Annotated in this window: 17 protein-coding genes; all 17 read left to right on the top strand. The window is 38.3% G+C overall.

Going from position 1 to position 17,109, the window contains the following annotated elements; translation table 11 throughout:
• Window positions 1–211: 211 nt before the first annotated feature.
• The 17 genes from D0S48_RS01850 (at window position 212) to hpaD (ending at window position 16,971) form a co-directional block, all read left to right on the top strand.
• Complete coding sequence (locus D0S48_RS01850) at window positions 212–607, top strand: thioesterase family protein (RefSeq protein WP_151109684.1); 396 nt, start codon at window positions 212–214, stop codon at window positions 605–607.
• Window positions 608–645: 38 nt separating this feature from the next.
• Complete coding sequence (locus D0S48_RS01855) at window positions 646–1,785, top strand: Leu/Phe/Val dehydrogenase (RefSeq protein WP_305076190.1); 1,140 nt, start codon at window positions 646–648, stop codon at window positions 1,783–1,785.
• Between the two features lie 19 nt (window positions 1,786–1,804).
• Complete coding sequence (gene pdhA / locus D0S48_RS01860; protein ID WP_151109685.1) at window positions 1,805–2,860, top strand: pyruvate dehydrogenase (acetyl-transferring) E1 component subunit alpha; 1,056 nt, start codon at window positions 1,805–1,807, stop codon at window positions 2,858–2,860.
• A gap of 3 nt (window positions 2,861–2,863) precedes the next feature.
• Window positions 2,864–3,880: an alpha-ketoacid dehydrogenase subunit beta gene (locus tag D0S48_RS01865; protein ID WP_151109687.1), complete on the top strand. Its 1,017-nt coding sequence runs from the start codon at window positions 2,864–2,866 to the stop codon at window positions 3,878–3,880.
• Between the two features lie 12 nt (window positions 3,881–3,892).
• The gene (locus tag D0S48_RS01870) at window positions 3,893–5,110 is read left to right on the top strand and encodes a dihydrolipoamide acetyltransferase family protein (RefSeq protein ID WP_151109689.1); all 1,218 of its coding nucleotides are present in this window, start codon (window positions 3,893–3,895) and stop codon (window positions 5,108–5,110) included.
• Window positions 5,111–6,547, top strand: a complete 1,437-nt coding sequence (locus tag D0S48_RS01875; protein WP_151109691.1) for a dihydrolipoyl dehydrogenase family protein — start codon at window positions 5,111–5,113, stop codon at window positions 6,545–6,547.
• Window positions 6,548–6,625: 78 nt separating this feature from the next.
• Window positions 6,626–7,600, top strand: a complete 975-nt coding sequence (locus D0S48_RS01880; RefSeq protein ID WP_151109693.1) for an ABC transporter substrate-binding protein — start codon at window positions 6,626–6,628, stop codon at window positions 7,598–7,600.
• Between the two features lie 17 nt (window positions 7,601–7,617).
• Entirely contained in the window at window positions 7,618–8,667 is a 1,050-nt protein-coding gene (locus tag D0S48_RS01885) for an ABC transporter permease (protein WP_151109695.1), read from the top strand.
• A complete protein-coding gene (locus D0S48_RS01890; protein WP_151109697.1) occupies window positions 8,645–9,442 on the top strand; it encodes an ABC transporter ATP-binding protein in 798 nt (265 codons plus the stop codon). Before D0S48_RS01885 ends, D0S48_RS01890 begins: the two co-directional genes overlap by 23 nt.
• A gap of 14 nt (window positions 9,443–9,456) precedes the next feature.
• Window positions 9,457–10,239, top strand: coding sequence for a fumarylacetoacetate hydrolase family protein (locus D0S48_RS01895; RefSeq protein ID WP_151109699.1), 783 nt, complete (start codon window positions 9,457–9,459; stop codon window positions 10,237–10,239).
• On the top strand, window positions 10,236–10,994 hold the full coding sequence (locus D0S48_RS01900; RefSeq protein WP_151113654.1) for a fumarylacetoacetate hydrolase family protein: 759 nt from the start codon (window positions 10,236–10,238) through the stop codon (window positions 10,992–10,994). The genes D0S48_RS01895 and D0S48_RS01900 overlap by 4 nt, the downstream gene beginning before the upstream one ends.
• Window positions 10,995–11,012: 18 nt before the next feature.
• Window positions 11,013–11,393, top strand: coding sequence for a 5-carboxymethyl-2-hydroxymuconate Delta-isomerase (locus D0S48_RS01905; protein WP_151109701.1), 381 nt, complete (start codon window positions 11,013–11,015; stop codon window positions 11,391–11,393).
• An 83-nt stretch (window positions 11,394–11,476) separates the two neighbouring features.
• On the top strand, window positions 11,477–12,961 hold the full coding sequence (gene hpaB / locus D0S48_RS01910; RefSeq protein ID WP_151109703.1) for a 4-hydroxyphenylacetate 3-monooxygenase, oxygenase component: 1,485 nt from the start codon (window positions 11,477–11,479) through the stop codon (window positions 12,959–12,961).
• 51 nt (window positions 12,962–13,012) lie between these two features.
• Complete coding sequence (locus D0S48_RS01915; protein ID WP_151113656.1) at window positions 13,013–13,474, top strand: flavin reductase family protein; 462 nt, start codon at window positions 13,013–13,015, stop codon at window positions 13,472–13,474.
• Window positions 13,475–13,511: 37 nt separating this feature from the next.
• A complete protein-coding gene (gene hpaI / locus D0S48_RS01920) occupies window positions 13,512–14,438 on the top strand; it encodes a 2,4-dihydroxyhept-2-ene-1,7-dioic acid aldolase (protein ID WP_151109705.1) in 927 nt (308 codons plus the stop codon).
• Window positions 14,439–14,458: 20 nt separating this feature from the next.
• On the top strand, window positions 14,459–15,970 hold the full coding sequence (gene hpaE, locus D0S48_RS01925; protein WP_151109707.1) for a 5-carboxymethyl-2-hydroxymuconate semialdehyde dehydrogenase: 1,512 nt from the start codon (window positions 14,459–14,461) through the stop codon (window positions 15,968–15,970).
• Between the two features lie 17 nt (window positions 15,971–15,987).
• Window positions 15,988–16,971 (top strand): 3,4-dihydroxyphenylacetate 2,3-dioxygenase, encoded by a 984-nt coding sequence (gene hpaD, locus D0S48_RS01930; protein ID WP_151109709.1) that lies wholly within the window; start codon window positions 15,988–15,990, stop codon window positions 16,969–16,971.
• Window positions 16,972–17,109 lie beyond the last annotated feature (138 nt).

Genomic DNA, 17,109 nt, shown 5'->3' on the forward strand with positions numbered 1-17,109 from the left:
TATTTCAGATAATTATATAATCAGATAATATATAAAATTCAGATAAGATATTGTAATAATATATAAAATGATATATGATATTTGTAAATATTTAACGCAAGTTCTCCTAAATAAGTTTAAAGAAAGGAGATTTATTTTTTAGTAAGTGTAAGCGCTTCCATTAAGGCTGTTTTCTTTTTGAGTTAAACAACTTACAGAGAAGGTGAACAATTTGTTAAAAGGATTAGAGATTGGGAGGAAAGAAAAAATACAAATAACAGTTTCAGAGAGGATGTTTGCTGCTTTTGAAGGAGAGGTAGTCCATCCTGTCTATTCGACTGTTGCTATGACATATCATATGGAATGGGTATCGAGGAAAATCATTTTACCCTATTTAAATGCAAATGAGGAAGGAATGGGAGCCGCAGTAAAAATAAAGCATACTTCAGCTGCTCCATTCGGAAGCACTATTATTATAACGGCAACTGTTACAGAACTTCGAGACAATAAGGTCATAACCACCGTGGTTGCAGAGAACGAAAAAGGTACTGTTGGTCTTGGTGAGGTAATTCAAGTAATTTTGTTAAAAGATACGATAAAAACAAAGTGGAAAGAGGCTTCCACTTGAGGATACATTCTAAAGATTCCTAAGGAGGAACGGATTTAATGCTAGCTGAAAGCTTATCAATGACAAAAGAATTTGAGCTTTTCGATCGAATGGCTTCCCATGAACAGGTTGTGTTTTGTAATGATCCTGCTACGGGCTTACGAGCAATTATTGCTATTCATAATACTGCACTTGGGCCGGCGCTCGGTGGTTGTCGTATGCAACCCTACAACAGTGTGGAGGAAGCATTAGAAGATGTTCTTAGACTTTCAAAGGGTATGACTTATAAATGTGCTGCAGCTGATGTAGACTTTGGCGGAGGAAAAGCAGTTATCATTGGTGATCCTAAAAAAGATAAATCACCTGAGTTGTTCCGTGCTTTTGGTCAATTTGTAAATTCACTTGGAGGACGGTTTTTTACAGGAACTGACATGGGAACTACTATGGAAGATTTTATCCATGCGATGAGAGAAACAAATTTCGTAAATGGACTCCCCAAGGCTTATGGTGGTGGTGGTGATTCCTCGATACCTACAGCATCCGGAGTACTCTATGGATTAAAAGCAACTAATTTCACGCTTTTTGGAAACGAAGAACTCGGCACTAAAACTTATGCAATTCAAGGTTTAGGAAAAGTAGGCTATAAAGTTGCTATAAGCTTACTCGAGGAGGGCGCTAACATTTTTGTCTCTGACATAAATAATGAAAGTCTCCATGCTATTGAACTAGCTTCATCTGATTTAAAGGGAACATTGAAAATTGTACCTAATGAAGAAATTTACTCGGTTGACGCCGATATTTTTGTGCCGTGTGCATTAGGGGGCATTATTAATGATATGACCATTCCTAAGTTGCAAGTAAAGGCTATTGCAGGTTCAGCGAACAATCAATTGCTAGCAGATCGCCATGGCATCATGCTTAAAGAAAAAGGAATATTATATGCACCTGACTATATTGTAAATGCAGGTGGTCTTATTCAAGTTGCTGACGAGCTTTATGGCATTAATCATGAACGTGTTCTAGCAAAAACGAAGCAAATATATCATACCTTATTAGAAGTATTTAAGGAGGCATCCCTTACCGGAAATACAACAGATGAAGCGGCAAATGCTATGTGTGAAAAGCGTATTGAGAATAGAAAAACTCGCAATAACTTTTATTCAGCACCACTTAAACCAAAGTGGAGTATCCGTAAATAAGTGATTGGAGGGAAGTTAAGTGAACCAAAATTATCCTATGAAGAAAATAATAGATGAAAAAGGCCATCTTCTGAATGAAAGCTTTAATGAGCAAATCGAGGAAGGTTTGGTAAAGGAACTTTATTTTCATATGCTCAGAATTCGAACTTTTGATCGAAAAGCAATTAACTTGCAAAGACAAGGCCGCTTAGGAACCTACGCTCCTTTCGAGGGGCAAGAGGCTTCACAGGTAGGAAGTGCACTTGCTTTAAAGGAAGAAGATTGGGTTTTTCCCACCTACCGAGATCATGGAGCAACTTTAACATTTGGTAAAAGTATGGCGAAAACATTCCTTTATTGGAATGGGAGATTGGAAGGGTGTGTATCACCTAAAACAAGGAATATTTTCCCTCCAGCAGTGCCGATTGCTACTCAGCTTCCTCACGCAGCAGGTGCTGCATGGGCAGAAAAGAGAAAGGGTACACAAAATATTGCTATTGCTTACTTTGGTGATGGGGCTACTTCCGAGGGTGATTTCCATGAAGGTTTGAACTTTGCTACTGTTTTTAAAGTACCTGCCATCTTCTTCAATCAAAATAACGGTTTTGCAATTTCTGTTCCTACTGAGAAACAAATGAATTCCGAAACTATTGCTCAAAAAGCAATGGCATATGGTATGCCCGGTGTTAGAGTTGATGGGAACGACTGCTTCGCCGTTTATTTTGAGACGCAAAAAGCAATTGAATATGCAAGAGCAGGTCATGGGCCTACTCTAATAGAGGCGGTGACTTGGAGAAAAGGGGCCCATACTACTGCAGATGATCCCTCTAAATACAGAAATGCTTCACAAGGAGAAAATATAGTAGATCCCATATATAGATTTGAGTTATTTATGAAGAACTATGACTATTGGAATGAAGAATGGATACAAGCAACTAAAGAGGAAATTAGCAACGAAATAGACGCTGCAATAGAAGAAATGGAAAACTTTCCGCCACCTAATGTTGAAGATGTGTTTAATCATGTATTTGCTGAAATGCCTGATCAATTAGTAGAACAAAAAGATGCATATCTTGCATATTTAGGGAGGCAATAATTTATGACGCAACTAAGACAAACCAGTGCTACTAAGGAAACAGCGAAACAGATGACATTAATTCAAGCTATAAACGATGGAATGAGAGTCCTTTTAGAAGAGGATGAAAGGACAATTGTGCTTGGTGAGGATGTCGGGAAAAATGGAGGAGTTTTCCGTGCTACAGAGGGCCTACAAGAAATGTTTGGTGTTGATAGAGTAATAGACACACCACTTTCTGAGTCAGGAATAATAGGAGCTTCTATCGGCTTAGCTGTAAATGGTTTTAAACCTATAGCAGAAATTCAATTTTTAGGCTTTATTTATCCAGCATACGAGCAAATAATGACCCATGCTTCGAGAATTCGAATGAGATCTATGTCGCGTTTCACAGTTCCTATGGTAATCAGAGCACCTTATGGAGCTGGTATTCGTGCACCTGAAATCCATTCTGATAGCACAGAGATTTTATTTACTCATATGCCGGGAATCAAGGTTGTGTGCCCATCAAGTCCCTATGATGCAAAGGGCTTACTGATAGCAGCGATGGAAGATCCCGATCCAGTGCTTGTATTAGAACCAATGAAAAATTATCGCTCCATAAGAGAAGAAGTTCCTTTAAACAAATATAAGGTGGAAATTGGTAAAGCCAAGATTATACGTGAAGGGACAGATGTTACACTCATTGCATGGGGAGCAATGGTATCTGTTGCAAAAAAAGCTGCTGAGCTAGCAGACAAACAAGGAATACAATGTGAAATTATAGATCTCCTGACACTTTATCCAATAGACAGGAAAGCAATTGCCGATTCCGTACAAAAAACAACCAGAGCGGTAATCATTCATGAGGCTCATCCTACAGGTGGGTTAGGCAATGACATAGTGACCATTATAAATGATACCTCATTCCTTTATTTAAGAGCACCAATTGAGCGAATTACAGGTTTTGATGTACCGGTTCCTTTCTTTACTTTAGAAGAACATTATCTACCTACCCCTGCAAGAGTGCTTGAGGGGATTGAGAAAGTAATTCATTTTTAAGGAGGGAAATGAATGATTGATGTTAAGTTACATGATATTGGAGAGGGAATGACTGAAGGGGAAGTCACCCACTATTTAGTTAAAGTCGGAGACATGGTGCAAACTGACCAGCCTCTTGTGGAAGTTCAAACTGATAAAATGGTCGCTGAACTTACTTCTCCCTGTACAGGTATAGTTAAAGAGATTCAAATTGCTGTGGGTGAGACGGTAAAAGTAGGAACAAGTCTTCTTTCCTTAGAAAGTGCCGGTGGAGATCATTCACAGAAAAGTCAGCCAGTAAAGGGTTTAATTAAAGAAAACGGCAGCAGTAATCCTTCAAAAATAGAAGAGAACTCGGTTGAATTTACTTATAAGAGAGTACTTGCTACACCTTATACAAGGAAAATTGCCCGGGAACATAATATAAACCTAGAGGATATAATCCCTTCAGATCCTTCTGGAAGAATTACAGAGGAGGATGTTATTAGTTTCCTAGATAATACCAACAAGAAGATAGAACCAAAACAGCTTATAGCTGAAAAACTTAATGCTCCATCTCACTCAGAAGAAATTCCTTATAGAGGAATCAGAAAAAAAATTGCAGAAAATATGAAGAAATCACTCTTTACAATCCCACATGTAACCCATTTTGACGAAGTGAATATGACTAATCTATTAGAAATGAAAGAACAATTAAAAGCAGCGGGTAATTCTATAAGTGTTTCTGCTTTTCTCTTGAAAGCGCTTGTCATTTCATTAAAGGATTTTCCGATATTCAATGCCGAACTTGATGAAGAAAACAGTCGGATACTCCTCAAGAAAACCTATCATATTGGCCTAGCCACCAACACAGAAAATGGACTTATTGTTCCTGTACTCCATGATGCAGATAAAAAATCTCTCAAGCAAATAAATCACGAAATCAAAGACTTAACCCAAAAAGCTGTAGCTGGTTCTCTACATCTGTCAGCAATGCAAAATAGCACTATTACAATTAGTAATGTTGGACCTTTAGGTAGCATTGCAGCAACACCGATTATCAATTTTCCAGAGACTGCGTTAATTGCTTTTCATAAAACCAAAAAGCGACCTATTGTTAATGAAAATGATGAGATTGTTATAGGGCATATTATGACGCTATCGATGTCATTCGATCATCGTGTTGCAGACGGTGCAACAGCTATTGCTTTCTCTAATCGTTTTTCAAGTTTAATAGAAAATCCACATAAACTGATTTTGGAGATGATATAGATGGTAGTAGGAGAAATTAGCCATCAAAGAAATCTTATCATTATTGGAGGTGGTCCAGGGGGCTATAGTGCGGCAATTCGTGGAGCTCAACTTGGTCTTTCCGTGACACTGATAGAGCAAAAAGAGATAGGTGGAGTTTGTTTAAACGAAGGATGCATACCGTCTAAGGTTTATACCTATGTTGGGTTGAGGCGGACGGAAGCTGAACAGTTAGCGATGTTTGGGGTCGATACTATCGTTAAAGAAATAGACCTATACAAGCTAATGGAATACCAAACCAAAGTAATAGGTCAGCTGAAAACAGGTGTAGAAAGACTTTGTCAAGCCAATAAAGTGGAGATAATTCAAGGCAAAGCCTCCTTCATAGGGAAAAACAAAATTGGAGTAGAAAACGGACATCAATTTGATATTTATGAATTCGACAAAATAATTATTGCTACAGGAAGTAAAAATATCTTACCGGATTACGTTAAGTCTAAAGAAAATCGGATTTTGTACCCCTTCGAACTTTTTCAACTTAAAAAGCTACCAGAGCAGTTGATCATAGATGGCCAAGATTATATAGCTCTTGAAGCAGCATCAAGCTTTGCAGCATTAGGCTCTGAGGTAACTTTGTTAATAGAAACTAATACTGGAATGCCTTTTGATGAGGATATTAATAAAGAACTATTAAGGATATTTAAAAAAAGAAAGATAAAAGTGATTGCTAAAAAAGAAATTCTTACGATTAAGGAAAATGTAAATGGTATCTCTATTAACCTACTAACCGATCAACAAAAGGAAGTGATTTTAGAGGGATCCTATTTTGTAGTTCCAGAGACAAGAAAACCAAAACTGGAGGAACTGGGAATTTTACGCCTAGGTATGAAATTAAGTTTAAATGGATTTATCCAAATAAATAATTATATGGAAACCTCCATCTCAAACGTTTATGCAATAGGAGATGTAACGGAAGGTCCGATGCTTGCTTGGAAGGCTATCAAACAAGGAAAAGCAGTAGTTTCTTCGATCGTGGGAGAAAAACCCGAGGTCGATTTAACAATAGTACCTAACTGTGCTCATACTGTTCCTCCAGTAGCATCAATTGGTTTAACAGAGCATCAGGCCCTAAAATTAGGTCTATCTATACGAGTAAGCAAGTTTCCGCTTGCTAGTAATGGATATTCTACAATAACCGGAAAAAAAGATGGATTTATTAAAGTTATTTCTAATAATACAAATGATTTGATAGAAGGAATTCATATGATTGGTGAGGGAGCATTGGAAATGTCCGGATCCTTCTTGCAACTTTTAGAGATGTCGGCTAAAGAGGAAGATATTAAATTTCCTAACTACACACACCCTGGGTTCAATGAGGCACTTCTTGAGTCTGTGGAGGGATTGCTTGGACAAGCGATTCATCTCTCACCTCTAAAAAAAGAAGCTACCATTAGTTAACGGCTTTTCTTACAGTATAAATTTACTGTGGTATTTTATATTTCATTTAATAACAAAAAAGATTTGGAGGGATAAGAAATGAAGAATAGCTGGAAAGGGTTTTCAGCATTGTTGTTGAGTTCAACTTTATTGTTTGCTGCCTGTGGAGACTCAGGAGAAGATGCTTCTGCCTCAAAGACATACAAAATCGGTGTAACACAAATTGTGGAGCATCCTTCATTAAATGCAGCTTATGATGGCTTTCAAAAGGCATTAGAGGATGCAGGTATTGAAGCAGAATATGATTATCAAATAGCACAAGGAGATAACAGTAATAACACCACCATTGCTTCGAACCTAGTTAGCTCCAATGTAGACCTAATATTTGCTAACTCAACTGGCAGTGCCCAAGCAGCGCTGAGTGCTACTCAAGATATTCCAATCGTGTTCACTTCTGTTACAGATGCAGTTGGTGCAGAACTAGTAGACTCGATGGAGAAGCCTGGAGGTAACGTTACAGGCACGATAGATGCTCATCCAGATGCTATATCCAATACGATGAAATTTTTGAAAGAAGAGCTTGGAGCAAAAAAGGTTGGAATGGTGTTTAACTCAGGAGAACAAAACTCACGCTCCCAGGTGGATTCTGTTAAGGAACTATTGCAAGACATGGATATGACTGTTGTAGAAGCCTCTGTAGCTACAACTGCTGATGTTAAACAAGCAACTGAATCACTCCTAGGAAAAGTAGATTCTATGTATATTATTACTGATAACACTGTAGTTTCTGCATTAGAATCCGTAATCTCAGTGGCAAATGACAATAAAATTCCTGTCATGGTAGGAGAATTTGACTCTGTGAAGCGTGGCGGACTAGGGGCTTATGGCTTCGAATATTTCGATATAGGTTATGAGGCGGGGCAGATGGCAGTCAAAATATTAAAGGGCGAAAGCAAACCAGCAGATATACCTGTACAGGTGCCACAAAAGCTTAAACTAATCATGAACAAGGAATCAGCAGATACTATTGGCGTTGAGATAAAAGACGAATGGAAAGCTGAATTGAGCGAATAACTAGGGGGTGATTCTTTATGTTTTCAGCAATATTCGGCTCAATGGAACAAGGAATCATATACGCGATTATGGCACTTGGAGTGTATATTTCATTCAGAGTGCTAGATTTTCCTGATTTAACGGTCGATGGTAGTTTTGTAACTGGAGCTGGCACTGCAGCAACAATGATCATTTTTGGTTATCATCCTATTTTGGCAACAGCTATGGCAATTGTAGTCGGTTTTATCGCAGGTTGTATGACAGGTATATTGCATACAAAAGGTAAAATAAATCCGCTTCTATCCGGAATATTAATGATGATTGCACTTTATTCGATAAATTTAAGAATTATGGGTCTAACCTCTGAAAGTTCTATAGGCCGGCCTAATATTCCGTTGTTAAATGCTGAGACTCTCTTCATTCAGTTTCAATCATTTTGGAGTAAATTCGGAATCGATTCTGCATTTACAAGCTTCTTTCAATTGTTTGGTATTGAGAGGTTGCCATCCACTTGGGGAACTTTATTTCTAATGCTGATTGCAGTGGCGTGTATAAAATTTATCGTGGATTGGTTCTTAAAAACGGAAATTGGATTAGCTATAAGAGCAACAGGTGACAATAAAAAAATGATTCGTAGCCTGTCTGCAAATACCGACACTTTAATAATAGTAGGACTAGGTTTTTCAAATGCTCTTGTAGCTTTTTCGGGTGCATTAATAGCCCAATACGCTAAATATGCCGATATAGGCATGGGTATAGGTATGATTGTGATTGGTCTTGCCTCCGTTATTATTGGTGAAGCCATTTTTGGAACAAAAACTATCGTCCGAACAACCTTTGCGGTAATAGCAGGAGCAATTATTTATCGAATAGTACTTGGATTAGCGCTTCGAGTAAATTTTCTAGATACAGGTGATATGAAGCTTATAACGGCAGTAATCGTCATAGGTGCTTTAATATTACCTCAGTTGCTTGAGAAAAAGAGAGAGAAAAATAGAAAGGCAAGGCGGCATACTGAAAGATTAAAAGAGAGCCAATCAATGATAAGGAAGGAGGGGGCTCCCATTGTTAAAGCTCAATCAGATTAATAAGCTTTTTAATGAAGCAACTCCAGATGAGAAGGTAGCATTAGACCAAATCAATCTTGAACTGCATCCCGGTGACTTTATGACAGTGATTGGCAGTAATGGAGCAGGCAAATCAACTATGCTCAACATGATTTCGGGAGCCCTGGCTCCAGATTTTGGTGTGGTAGAAATTGCTGACAAGGATATAACGAAAATGCCCGAATATAAACGTTCTCAAATGATTGGAAGGGTCTTTCAGGATCCCATGGCAGGGACTGCGCCGACGATGACAATTGAAGAAAATCTCGCAATGGCTTATTCGAGAAACAAAAAAAGAAGTTTCAAAATTGGCGTCGATAAGAAAAGACGGGAATTTTTTCGATCTTCCCTAGAAACTTTACACCTCAATCTTGAAAATAGATTAAATGCAAAAGTTGGATTGTTATCTGGAGGAGAAAGGCAGGCACTTTCTTTGTTGATGGCTACCTTTACGAAACCCTCAATATTGCTTTTGGATGAACATACAGCAGCATTAGATCCGTCCAGAGCGGAACTAATAACAAGCTTGACAAAGCAGCTGGTGGAGAAGGATAAATTGACAACACTAATGATTACCCACAATATGCAACAGGCTTTAGATTTAGGTAATCGACTAATTATGATGGATAAAGGCCAAATCATCTTAGAGGTGGATGATGAGGAAAAAAGAAATTTAACGATAACCAAACTAATGGAAGAATTCCAGCGAATTCGAGGAGAGAAGTTAACGAGCGACAAAGCTTTGTTATCCATCTAAGGGGGGCGAGGCAGATGTGTCTAGCAAATATTAAGCATCAACATGTTAACGAACTAATAACAGTGAAAGCTAACCCACTTACTAATTCGTATTATTTAAATGGTAAAAGTTATGATATCAATAGTTTTCCTATTGGTTCCCCCGTTAGTGGAACTGTATATGGAACCTTGCTTAACTACCAGGAAGATTTGTTGCAAATGGAGGAGAAGTTTCTTCAAAAGCCATATGACGCTCCTCCCAATGCACCAATTCTATATATAAAGCCAGCAAATACAATCAGCTACAATGGCGCACCTATTTTAATGCCAAAAGAAATCAAAACCCTAGAAATTGGTGCATCCTTAGGGGTAGTTATTGGTAAGAGGGCAGTAGCTATAAAAGAAGGCGAAGCTTTTAACTATATAGCTGGGTACACAATAGTGAATGATGTCAGCATTCCTCACGAGAGTTTTTTTCGTCCAGCTGTCCCGTACAAAACAAGAGATGGTTTTTGTCCGATTGGCCCATGGATAGTAGAGGCAAAGGAGATTAAAGACCCCAATCGACTTACTATTAAGATTTTCGTTAACGAGGAGCTAAAACTAGAAAAGCACAACTATACATTAGTTCGTCCGATTGCAAAATTGTTAGCTGATATCACCGAATTTATGACATTAGACATCGGTGACACTTTGCTTGTAGGAATCTCCACTAATTCTCCCCAAGTGATCATTGGAGATAAGGTGAGAATTCATATAGATCAAATAGGATTTTTAGAGAATTATATCGTGGAAGAAGAAAAGGGGTGGCTGCCATAAAAAAAGCGCGTGTTGCATATGGTGGAGCTATTCATTACGCAATAGAATGTGACGCTCATATAAAGCTGGAGGACGGCAGAGTTGTCCGGCAGGATGAAGTGACGTGGCTAACGCCTATTATTCCAAGAACTTCTTTTGCATTAGGTCTAAACTATGCTGATCATGCTACAGAATTGGCATTTGATGCACCTTCTGAGCCTCTGATTTTTTTAAAGGGACCGAATACGTTTGTTGGTCACAATGGATACACCTGTCGACCGTCCGATGTTTCGTACATGCATTACGAATGTGAGCTTGCTGTTGTTATCGGTAAGAAGGCCAAAAATATTAAAAAAGAAGACGCGTACCAATATGTCAAAGGATATAGTATCGCAAACGATTATGCGATAAGGGATTATCTAGAGAATTATTATCGGCCAAATTTACGAGTTAAAAATCGAGATGCTTGCACACCTCTTGGACCTTGGTTAGTGGATGCGATGGATATACGAGATCCTATGAATCTCCAAATATATACGTATGTAAATGATAAACTCGTCCAGAAAGGTTCTACAAAAGATATGATTTTTGATATTCCCTCACTTATAGAATATTTAAGCAGTTTTATGACATTGAGTGAAAATGACGTCATTCTAACGGGCACACCAAAAGGATCAGTGGACACTAAAGTGGGGGATGTAGTTGTAACCGAAATTGAAGGAATTGGTCGCTTAACTAATACAATAATTGCAGACGAAGTTTTCATAAAACGATAAATTATTGGAGGGATCTACTTGCCTCATTTTATTGTGGAGTACACAGATAATTTGAAGGAAGACATAAAAGTGCCTCAACTATTAGAGGAAGTTCATCGAATACTTATATCTAGAAAAAATGTTTTTCCAATTGGAGGAATCCGTTCTAGAGCAATTGAGCTAAAGGATTATCGAGTTGCTGATGGAACAGAGGATGATGCTTTCTTACATGCCACATTAAAGATTGCTGCGGGTAGATCAGAAGAAATAAAGGCAGAGGTTTGTGAAGCTATATTTGAAGTTATTAAAGGTCATTTTGAGGTTGCAATGAATAAAAGATATCTAGCACTTTCTATGGAACTAGTTGAATTTAGTGATTTAGGAACTTATAAACAAAATAATATTCATAGTCGTTTTTGATAAAAGTATAGTTAAAATCATATATTATTTCGTATATTTTTATTTATTTTATTCAGAAAATTCAAATTAAGGTGGTAATAATTATGGGTGCTAGAACAGGAAAGGAATATATTCAAGGTATAAAGGATCGTCAAACAGAAGTATGGATACACGGAGATAAAGTGGATGACGTGACTTCTCATGCAGCATTTAAAAATGTAGTAGAAAGTGTTGCCGGTTTGTATGATCTTCAACATGAAAAACAAGAAAAAATGTTATATACATCACCAACCACCGGGGATAAAGTGGGGCTTTCCTTTATCGCTCCAAAGACAAAGGAAGATTTATTTAAAAGAAGAGAAATGCACAGTGAATGGGCAGCCTTCTCGGGAGGTATGATGGGACGCTCTCCTGATTATTTGAATACAAGCATCATGGCATTTGGAACTGCAAGTAAGTTTTTTGCACAAGAAGGTGGAGGAAGCAAACAGTTTGCAAAGAATGCCGAAAATTATTACGAATATGCGAGAGAAAATGATATCAGCCTTACTCATACTCTTATTCACCCGCAGGTAAACCGTTCTATGCTAACTCAATCAGAGCAAAAGGACCCTTTCTTGTCAGCGCGGATTACTAAAAAGACAGCGGACGGGATTATTGTGAATGGCTGTCGACTTTTAGCTACCTTAGGAGGAATTACAGATGAACTGGTCGTATTTCCATCCACGATAAATAGAACTCCAGGAACTGTGGACGATCCCTTTGCCTTTGCTTTTGCCATTCCAAATAATACGCCTGGTTTAAAATTTCTCTCTCGTGAATCCTTTGATTATGGTAAGAGTAAATGGGATCATCCACTAGGTTCCAGATTTGATGAAAGCGATGCAATCATTTCTTTTGAAGATGTGTTAGTTCCTTGGGAAAGAGTTTTTGTTTGCGAGAGTACGGATATTTGCAATCGAACTTATGCAGAAACGAATGCTGTTATTCACATGACTCACCAAGTAATTTCGAAAAACGTAGTGAAAACTGAATTTATTCTTGGTGTTGTTATAAGTATGATGGAGGCTATCGGAATAGATAAGTTTATGCATGTAAAGGAAAAGGCAAGTGAAATCATGGTGATACTTGAAGTTATGCGATCTCATCTATACCGTGCAGAGCATAACGCCAAGATAGACCAATATGGCAATATGACTCCAGATTTTGAACCTTTAAATGCAGCACGTAACTGGTTCCCTAAAATGTATCAGAGAATGAATGAAATTATCAAAATTTTGGGTGCCTCTGGATTGATGGCGCTTCCTACCGAAGATGACTTTAGCAATGGGGAAGTGGGTCCTTTAGTGCATCGCTACACACAAGGGGCTAACATGAATGGGGAAGAACGTGTACAGCTGTTCCGTTTAGCTTGGGATATATCTATCAGTGCATTTGGAAATCGTCAAGCACTTTACGAATATTATTTCTTTGGTGATCCAGTACGAATGTCCAACGCGTATTATGATAGCTTCAATAAACAACCATATAAGGATATGGTAACAAGCTTTTTAAATAGAACCAAAACAGAAGCAGGCATACTTTTATAGCCTGATTTAAGAAAGGAGAGTTTCTTTTCCATGCAGCAACTTAAAAATGAGATAGAAGATCAATTATTCAGAACCATAATGGGCAGCTTTGCTACCGGGGTTACAGTAATTACTACACAGGTGGATGATGAAATACATGGAATGACGGCTAATGCCTTTATGTCAGTTTCGCTGCAACCCAAGCTTGTGGCTATAAGTATTGGAGAAAAGGCTAAGATGCTTGGTTACATCAATTCATCCAAAAAATTTGCCATAAATATCTTGGCAGCTAATCAGAAAGATCTTTCTAAACAATTTGCGGGTCAGCTAAACTCTGATGAAGTTGTTGCCTTTGAAACCTATCAGGGTCAACCTATTATAAAAAATTCACTTGCGGTCATTAGCTGTGAACTATTCAATCAGCTTGATGCTGGTGATCATACTATTTTCATTGGAAGAGTGACTGGATTAAAGCATGAACCACATGAACCGCTTTTGTTTTTTGGAGGTAAATATCAAGAAATAAAAGAATGAAGTTGATGAAAAAACCTATTATAAGGAGTTGAAGAAATTGGCATATGAAGAAGCAAAAAAGAAGCTTAGAGGATCTATTTGTCCTGTAATTACTCCCTTTTTAGAGAATGGAGATATAGATATTGAGACCTTTCAGCGGCTTATCCATTGGCAAATAGAAAGTGGGAGTCATGGGATATCCGTAACTGGTACGAGTGGTGAGCCGAGTTCATTAACTATAGAAGAACGCAAAAGAGTGATGAAGATAGCCAGTGAAACAATTGCTGGACGTGTATTTTTTGCTCCTGGTACTGGGTCAACTAATCATGATGAAACGATGGAGCTTACTAAATACGCCGAGGAGCTGGGTGCTGATGCAGCAATGGTTATAGTACCTTACTACAATAAGCCCAACCAAGATGCATTATATACCCATTTCAAAATAGTAGCAGAATCTGTGAAAATCCCAATTATTATTTATAACATTCCTGGAAGGTCTGCAGTTAATATGGAAGTCACTACGATGAAGAGGCTAGTAGAGGATTGTCCTAATATTGTAGGGGTAAAAGAGGCGAATAAGGACTTTGAGCATGTAAACCGTGTACTCCTTAACTGTGGAAGAGATTTCCTTCTTTATTCAGGTATAGAGCTACTCTGTTATCCAATGCTTGCTATTGGTGGTGCAGGATTTATCAGTGCAACAGCTAATGTAGAGCCTGCTAAAGTTGCAGAGCTTTACAATGCATGGGTTGCTGGCAATGTAGAAAGATCCCAGGACCTTCATTTCGAATTAATGCCTTTAAATGATGCTTTGTTTAGAGATACAAATCCTGCTCCAGCTAAGATAGCGCTTGGTATGATGGGAAAAATTAATCCTAAGCTAAGATTGCCATTAGGACCACCATCACAGGCAGTTACAGATGAGGTGCGACAAACATTGATAAGCTTAGATATTCTACCAAAGGAAACCGCTCCACAACTATAAAAGAAAAGTAGGTGATTAAAATGGTGTCATCTCATGAGTTAACCTCATTAAAGCATGAAACACAACAAAGCATCTATCTTTATATAAATGGAGAATTTATTTCTGCAGCTGGAGGGGCCACCTTTGCTAACATTAATCCATTTACTAATGAGCAAATCAATTTAGTATCAGAGGGCCAGAAGACAGACATTGATAAAGCAGTTTCTGCAGCTAGAGATGCCTTTGAACACGGACCCTGGAAAACGATGAAGTTAAGCAAAAGACTATCATATATATACCGCATTGCAGATCTCATTGATGAGGAAGTAGAAAGGATTGCTTACTTAGAAGCTTTAGACACTGGTTTGCCTATTAGCCAAACGAGGAAAATGGCTAGCCGTGCTTCAGAAAATTTTCGATTTTATGCAAGAATGGTAGAGAGCAGATTAGTAGGAGATGTCTATCAGGTGGACGATGAATTTGTCAATTATACGATTCACGCACCTGTTGGAGTTGCAGGATTAATAACGCCATGGAATGCTCCATTCATGCTAGAAACGTGGAAGATTGCACCGGCTCTTGCTACTGGAAACACTGTAGTGCTAAAGCCAGCTGAACTTTCTCCTCTTACAGCTAATATATTAGCAGAAATTATTCATAAAGCAGACCTACCTAAAGGAGTCTTTAATGTAGTTCACGGTCGAGGAGAAATAGCTGGTGATGCATTGGTAAAGCATCCAGATGTACAGCTTATTTCTTTTACAGGAGAAACTACCACTGGCTCTACTATTATAAAAAATAGTGCCGACACATTAAAGAGTTGTTCTATGGAGCTAGGCGGGAAATCTCCTATTATCGTTTTTGAGGATGCTGATTTTGAACGTGCACTAGATGCCTGTGTATGGGGAATCTTCTCCTTTAATGGTGAGCGTTGTACAGCAAACTCACGCCTATTTGTTCAAGAAAGTATAAAAGATAAATTTATAAATGCATTAAAGGTGAGAGTGTCTAATATAAAAGTTGGTGATCCGTTAGATGATCAGACGGAAGTTGGTCCGCTTATTGATCAAGGACACTTTAATAAAGTAAAGGGCTATATAGACATAGCAAAGGAGGAAGGTACCGAAATAATTTCAGGTAAGATTCCAACTGAATTTTCCAAAGGTAATTTCGTGCCTCCAACCCTTATCTTGAATGCTCATAATGACATGCAAGTTGCAAAAGACGAGATCTTTGGACCAGTGCTGATCGTAATGTCTTTCAAGGACGAGGAAGAGGTCATATCATTAGCCAATAATACGGATTACGGATTAGCAGGTTATGTATGGACAAACAACATTAAACGTGGACATCGCGTCGCTCATAAAATTGATGCAGGCATGCTTTGGGTGAATGCTCAGAATGTTAGAGATTTAAGAACACCATTTGGTGGCACTAAATATTCTGGTATTGGTCGAGAAGGTGGACATTACAGCTTTGATTTTTATACTGAGCACAAAATTATTCACGTTTCAATTGCCGACCATCATATACAGCAATTTGGAAAGTTATAGAGAGGAGGAGGAACCTGTTGGATTTTTCCATCATACGTATAGCTCGAACCGTTCTCCATGTTAAGGATTTAGAGCTCTCTCGCAAATTCTATGTAGATGGCTTAGGAATGATAGAAACCGAGCGAGATGAAAATCATGTTTATTTAAGAGGGTTAGAAGAGCATTGCCATCATAGCCTAGCACTTAAAAAATCGGAAAAGTCTGTTGTAGAAGTGCTGAGCTACAAGGTGATGAAAGAAGAGGACCTTAATTTTTTAGAAAAGTTGTTTCTTGCTCAGGGACTTAAAACAAAATGGATTCCTAAAGGTGAACAGCATGCAATTGGTAGAACGCTAAGAGTTCATGACATTTCAGGTATACCTTTAGAATTTTTTGCTGAAATGCCTATTGTCGAACGAATGCTTCAAAAATACGAACATTACCGGGGAGCAAAAATTCAGCGAATTGATCATGTTAATTGTGCTGTACCGAACGTGCAAAAAGCCTATGACTTTTATGTAAACAGTCTAGGGTTTTCTTGCTCAGAGTATACAGAAACTGAAGAAGGGGACTTATGGGCTGCATGGCTCTTCCGAAAGCCCACCGTCCATGATCAGGCATTTATGAGCGGACCAGGACCAAAACTTCATCATTTCGCCTATACCCTATCAGATCGTCTAAGCGTGTTAGACTGCTGTGATGTATTGGCTAGTATGGGCTATGCGGATTGCATTGAGCGTGGGCCAGGCCGACATGGATTATCTAACGCCTTCTTCCTTTACTTAAGAGACCCAGATGGTCACCGAATCGAATTGTATACCGGCGATTATTTGACATGCGATCCTGATATGAAGCCAAAGCGATGGGACTTAAATGATCCACTACGTCAAACATTCTGGGGACACCAAGCACCAGATAAGTGGTTTAACGAAACTAGTACATTTATCGATATTGAAACAGGAGAAGAAATAAATAGCGAGGAGCCGATGCTTGAACAGAGAAAACCTAAAATTTTAGTATGACGTATAACCACCTGAGACTAGAGCTTAGGTGGTATTTTTGTGGATAGGGAAAGTTATGATAGTATGTGACTTCAAGGCTATATTGAAAAAATTGCGAAAAAATAACAGAAAAAGTATTCTGAAAAAATAGATTAATAA

This window comes from Psychrobacillus sp. AK 1817, assembly GCF_008807035.1.
GTDB lineage: Bacteria > Bacillota > Bacilli > Bacillales_A > Planococcaceae > Psychrobacillus > Psychrobacillus faecigallinarum.

Coding starts and splice junctions, on each gene's coding strand:
- D0S48_RS01855 (WP_305076190.1), top strand. CDS start 646: ATGCTAGCTGAAAGCTTATCAATGACAAAAGAATTTGAGCTTTTCGAT.
- D0S48_RS01865 (WP_151109687.1), top strand. CDS start 2,864: ATGACGCAACTAAGACAAACCAGTGCTACTAAGGAAACAGCGAAACAG.
- D0S48_RS01870 (WP_151109689.1), top strand. CDS start 3,893: ATGATTGATGTTAAGTTACATGATATTGGAGAGGGAATGACTGAAGGG.
- D0S48_RS01875 (WP_151109691.1), top strand. CDS start 5,111: ATGGTAGTAGGAGAAATTAGCCATCAAAGAAATCTTATCATTATTGGA.
- D0S48_RS01880 (WP_151109693.1), top strand. CDS start 6,626: ATGAAGAATAGCTGGAAAGGGTTTTCAGCATTGTTGTTGAGTTCAACT.
- D0S48_RS01885 (WP_151109695.1), top strand. CDS start 7,618: ATGTTTTCAGCAATATTCGGCTCAATGGAACAAGGAATCATATACGCG.
- D0S48_RS01895 (WP_151109699.1), top strand. CDS start 9,457: ATGTGTCTAGCAAATATTAAGCATCAACATGTTAACGAACTAATAACA.
- hpaB (WP_151109703.1), top strand. CDS start 11,477: ATGGGTGCTAGAACAGGAAAGGAATATATTCAAGGTATAAAGGATCGT.
- hpaE (WP_151109707.1), top strand. CDS start 14,459: ATGGTGTCATCTCATGAGTTAACCTCATTAAAGCATGAAACACAACAA.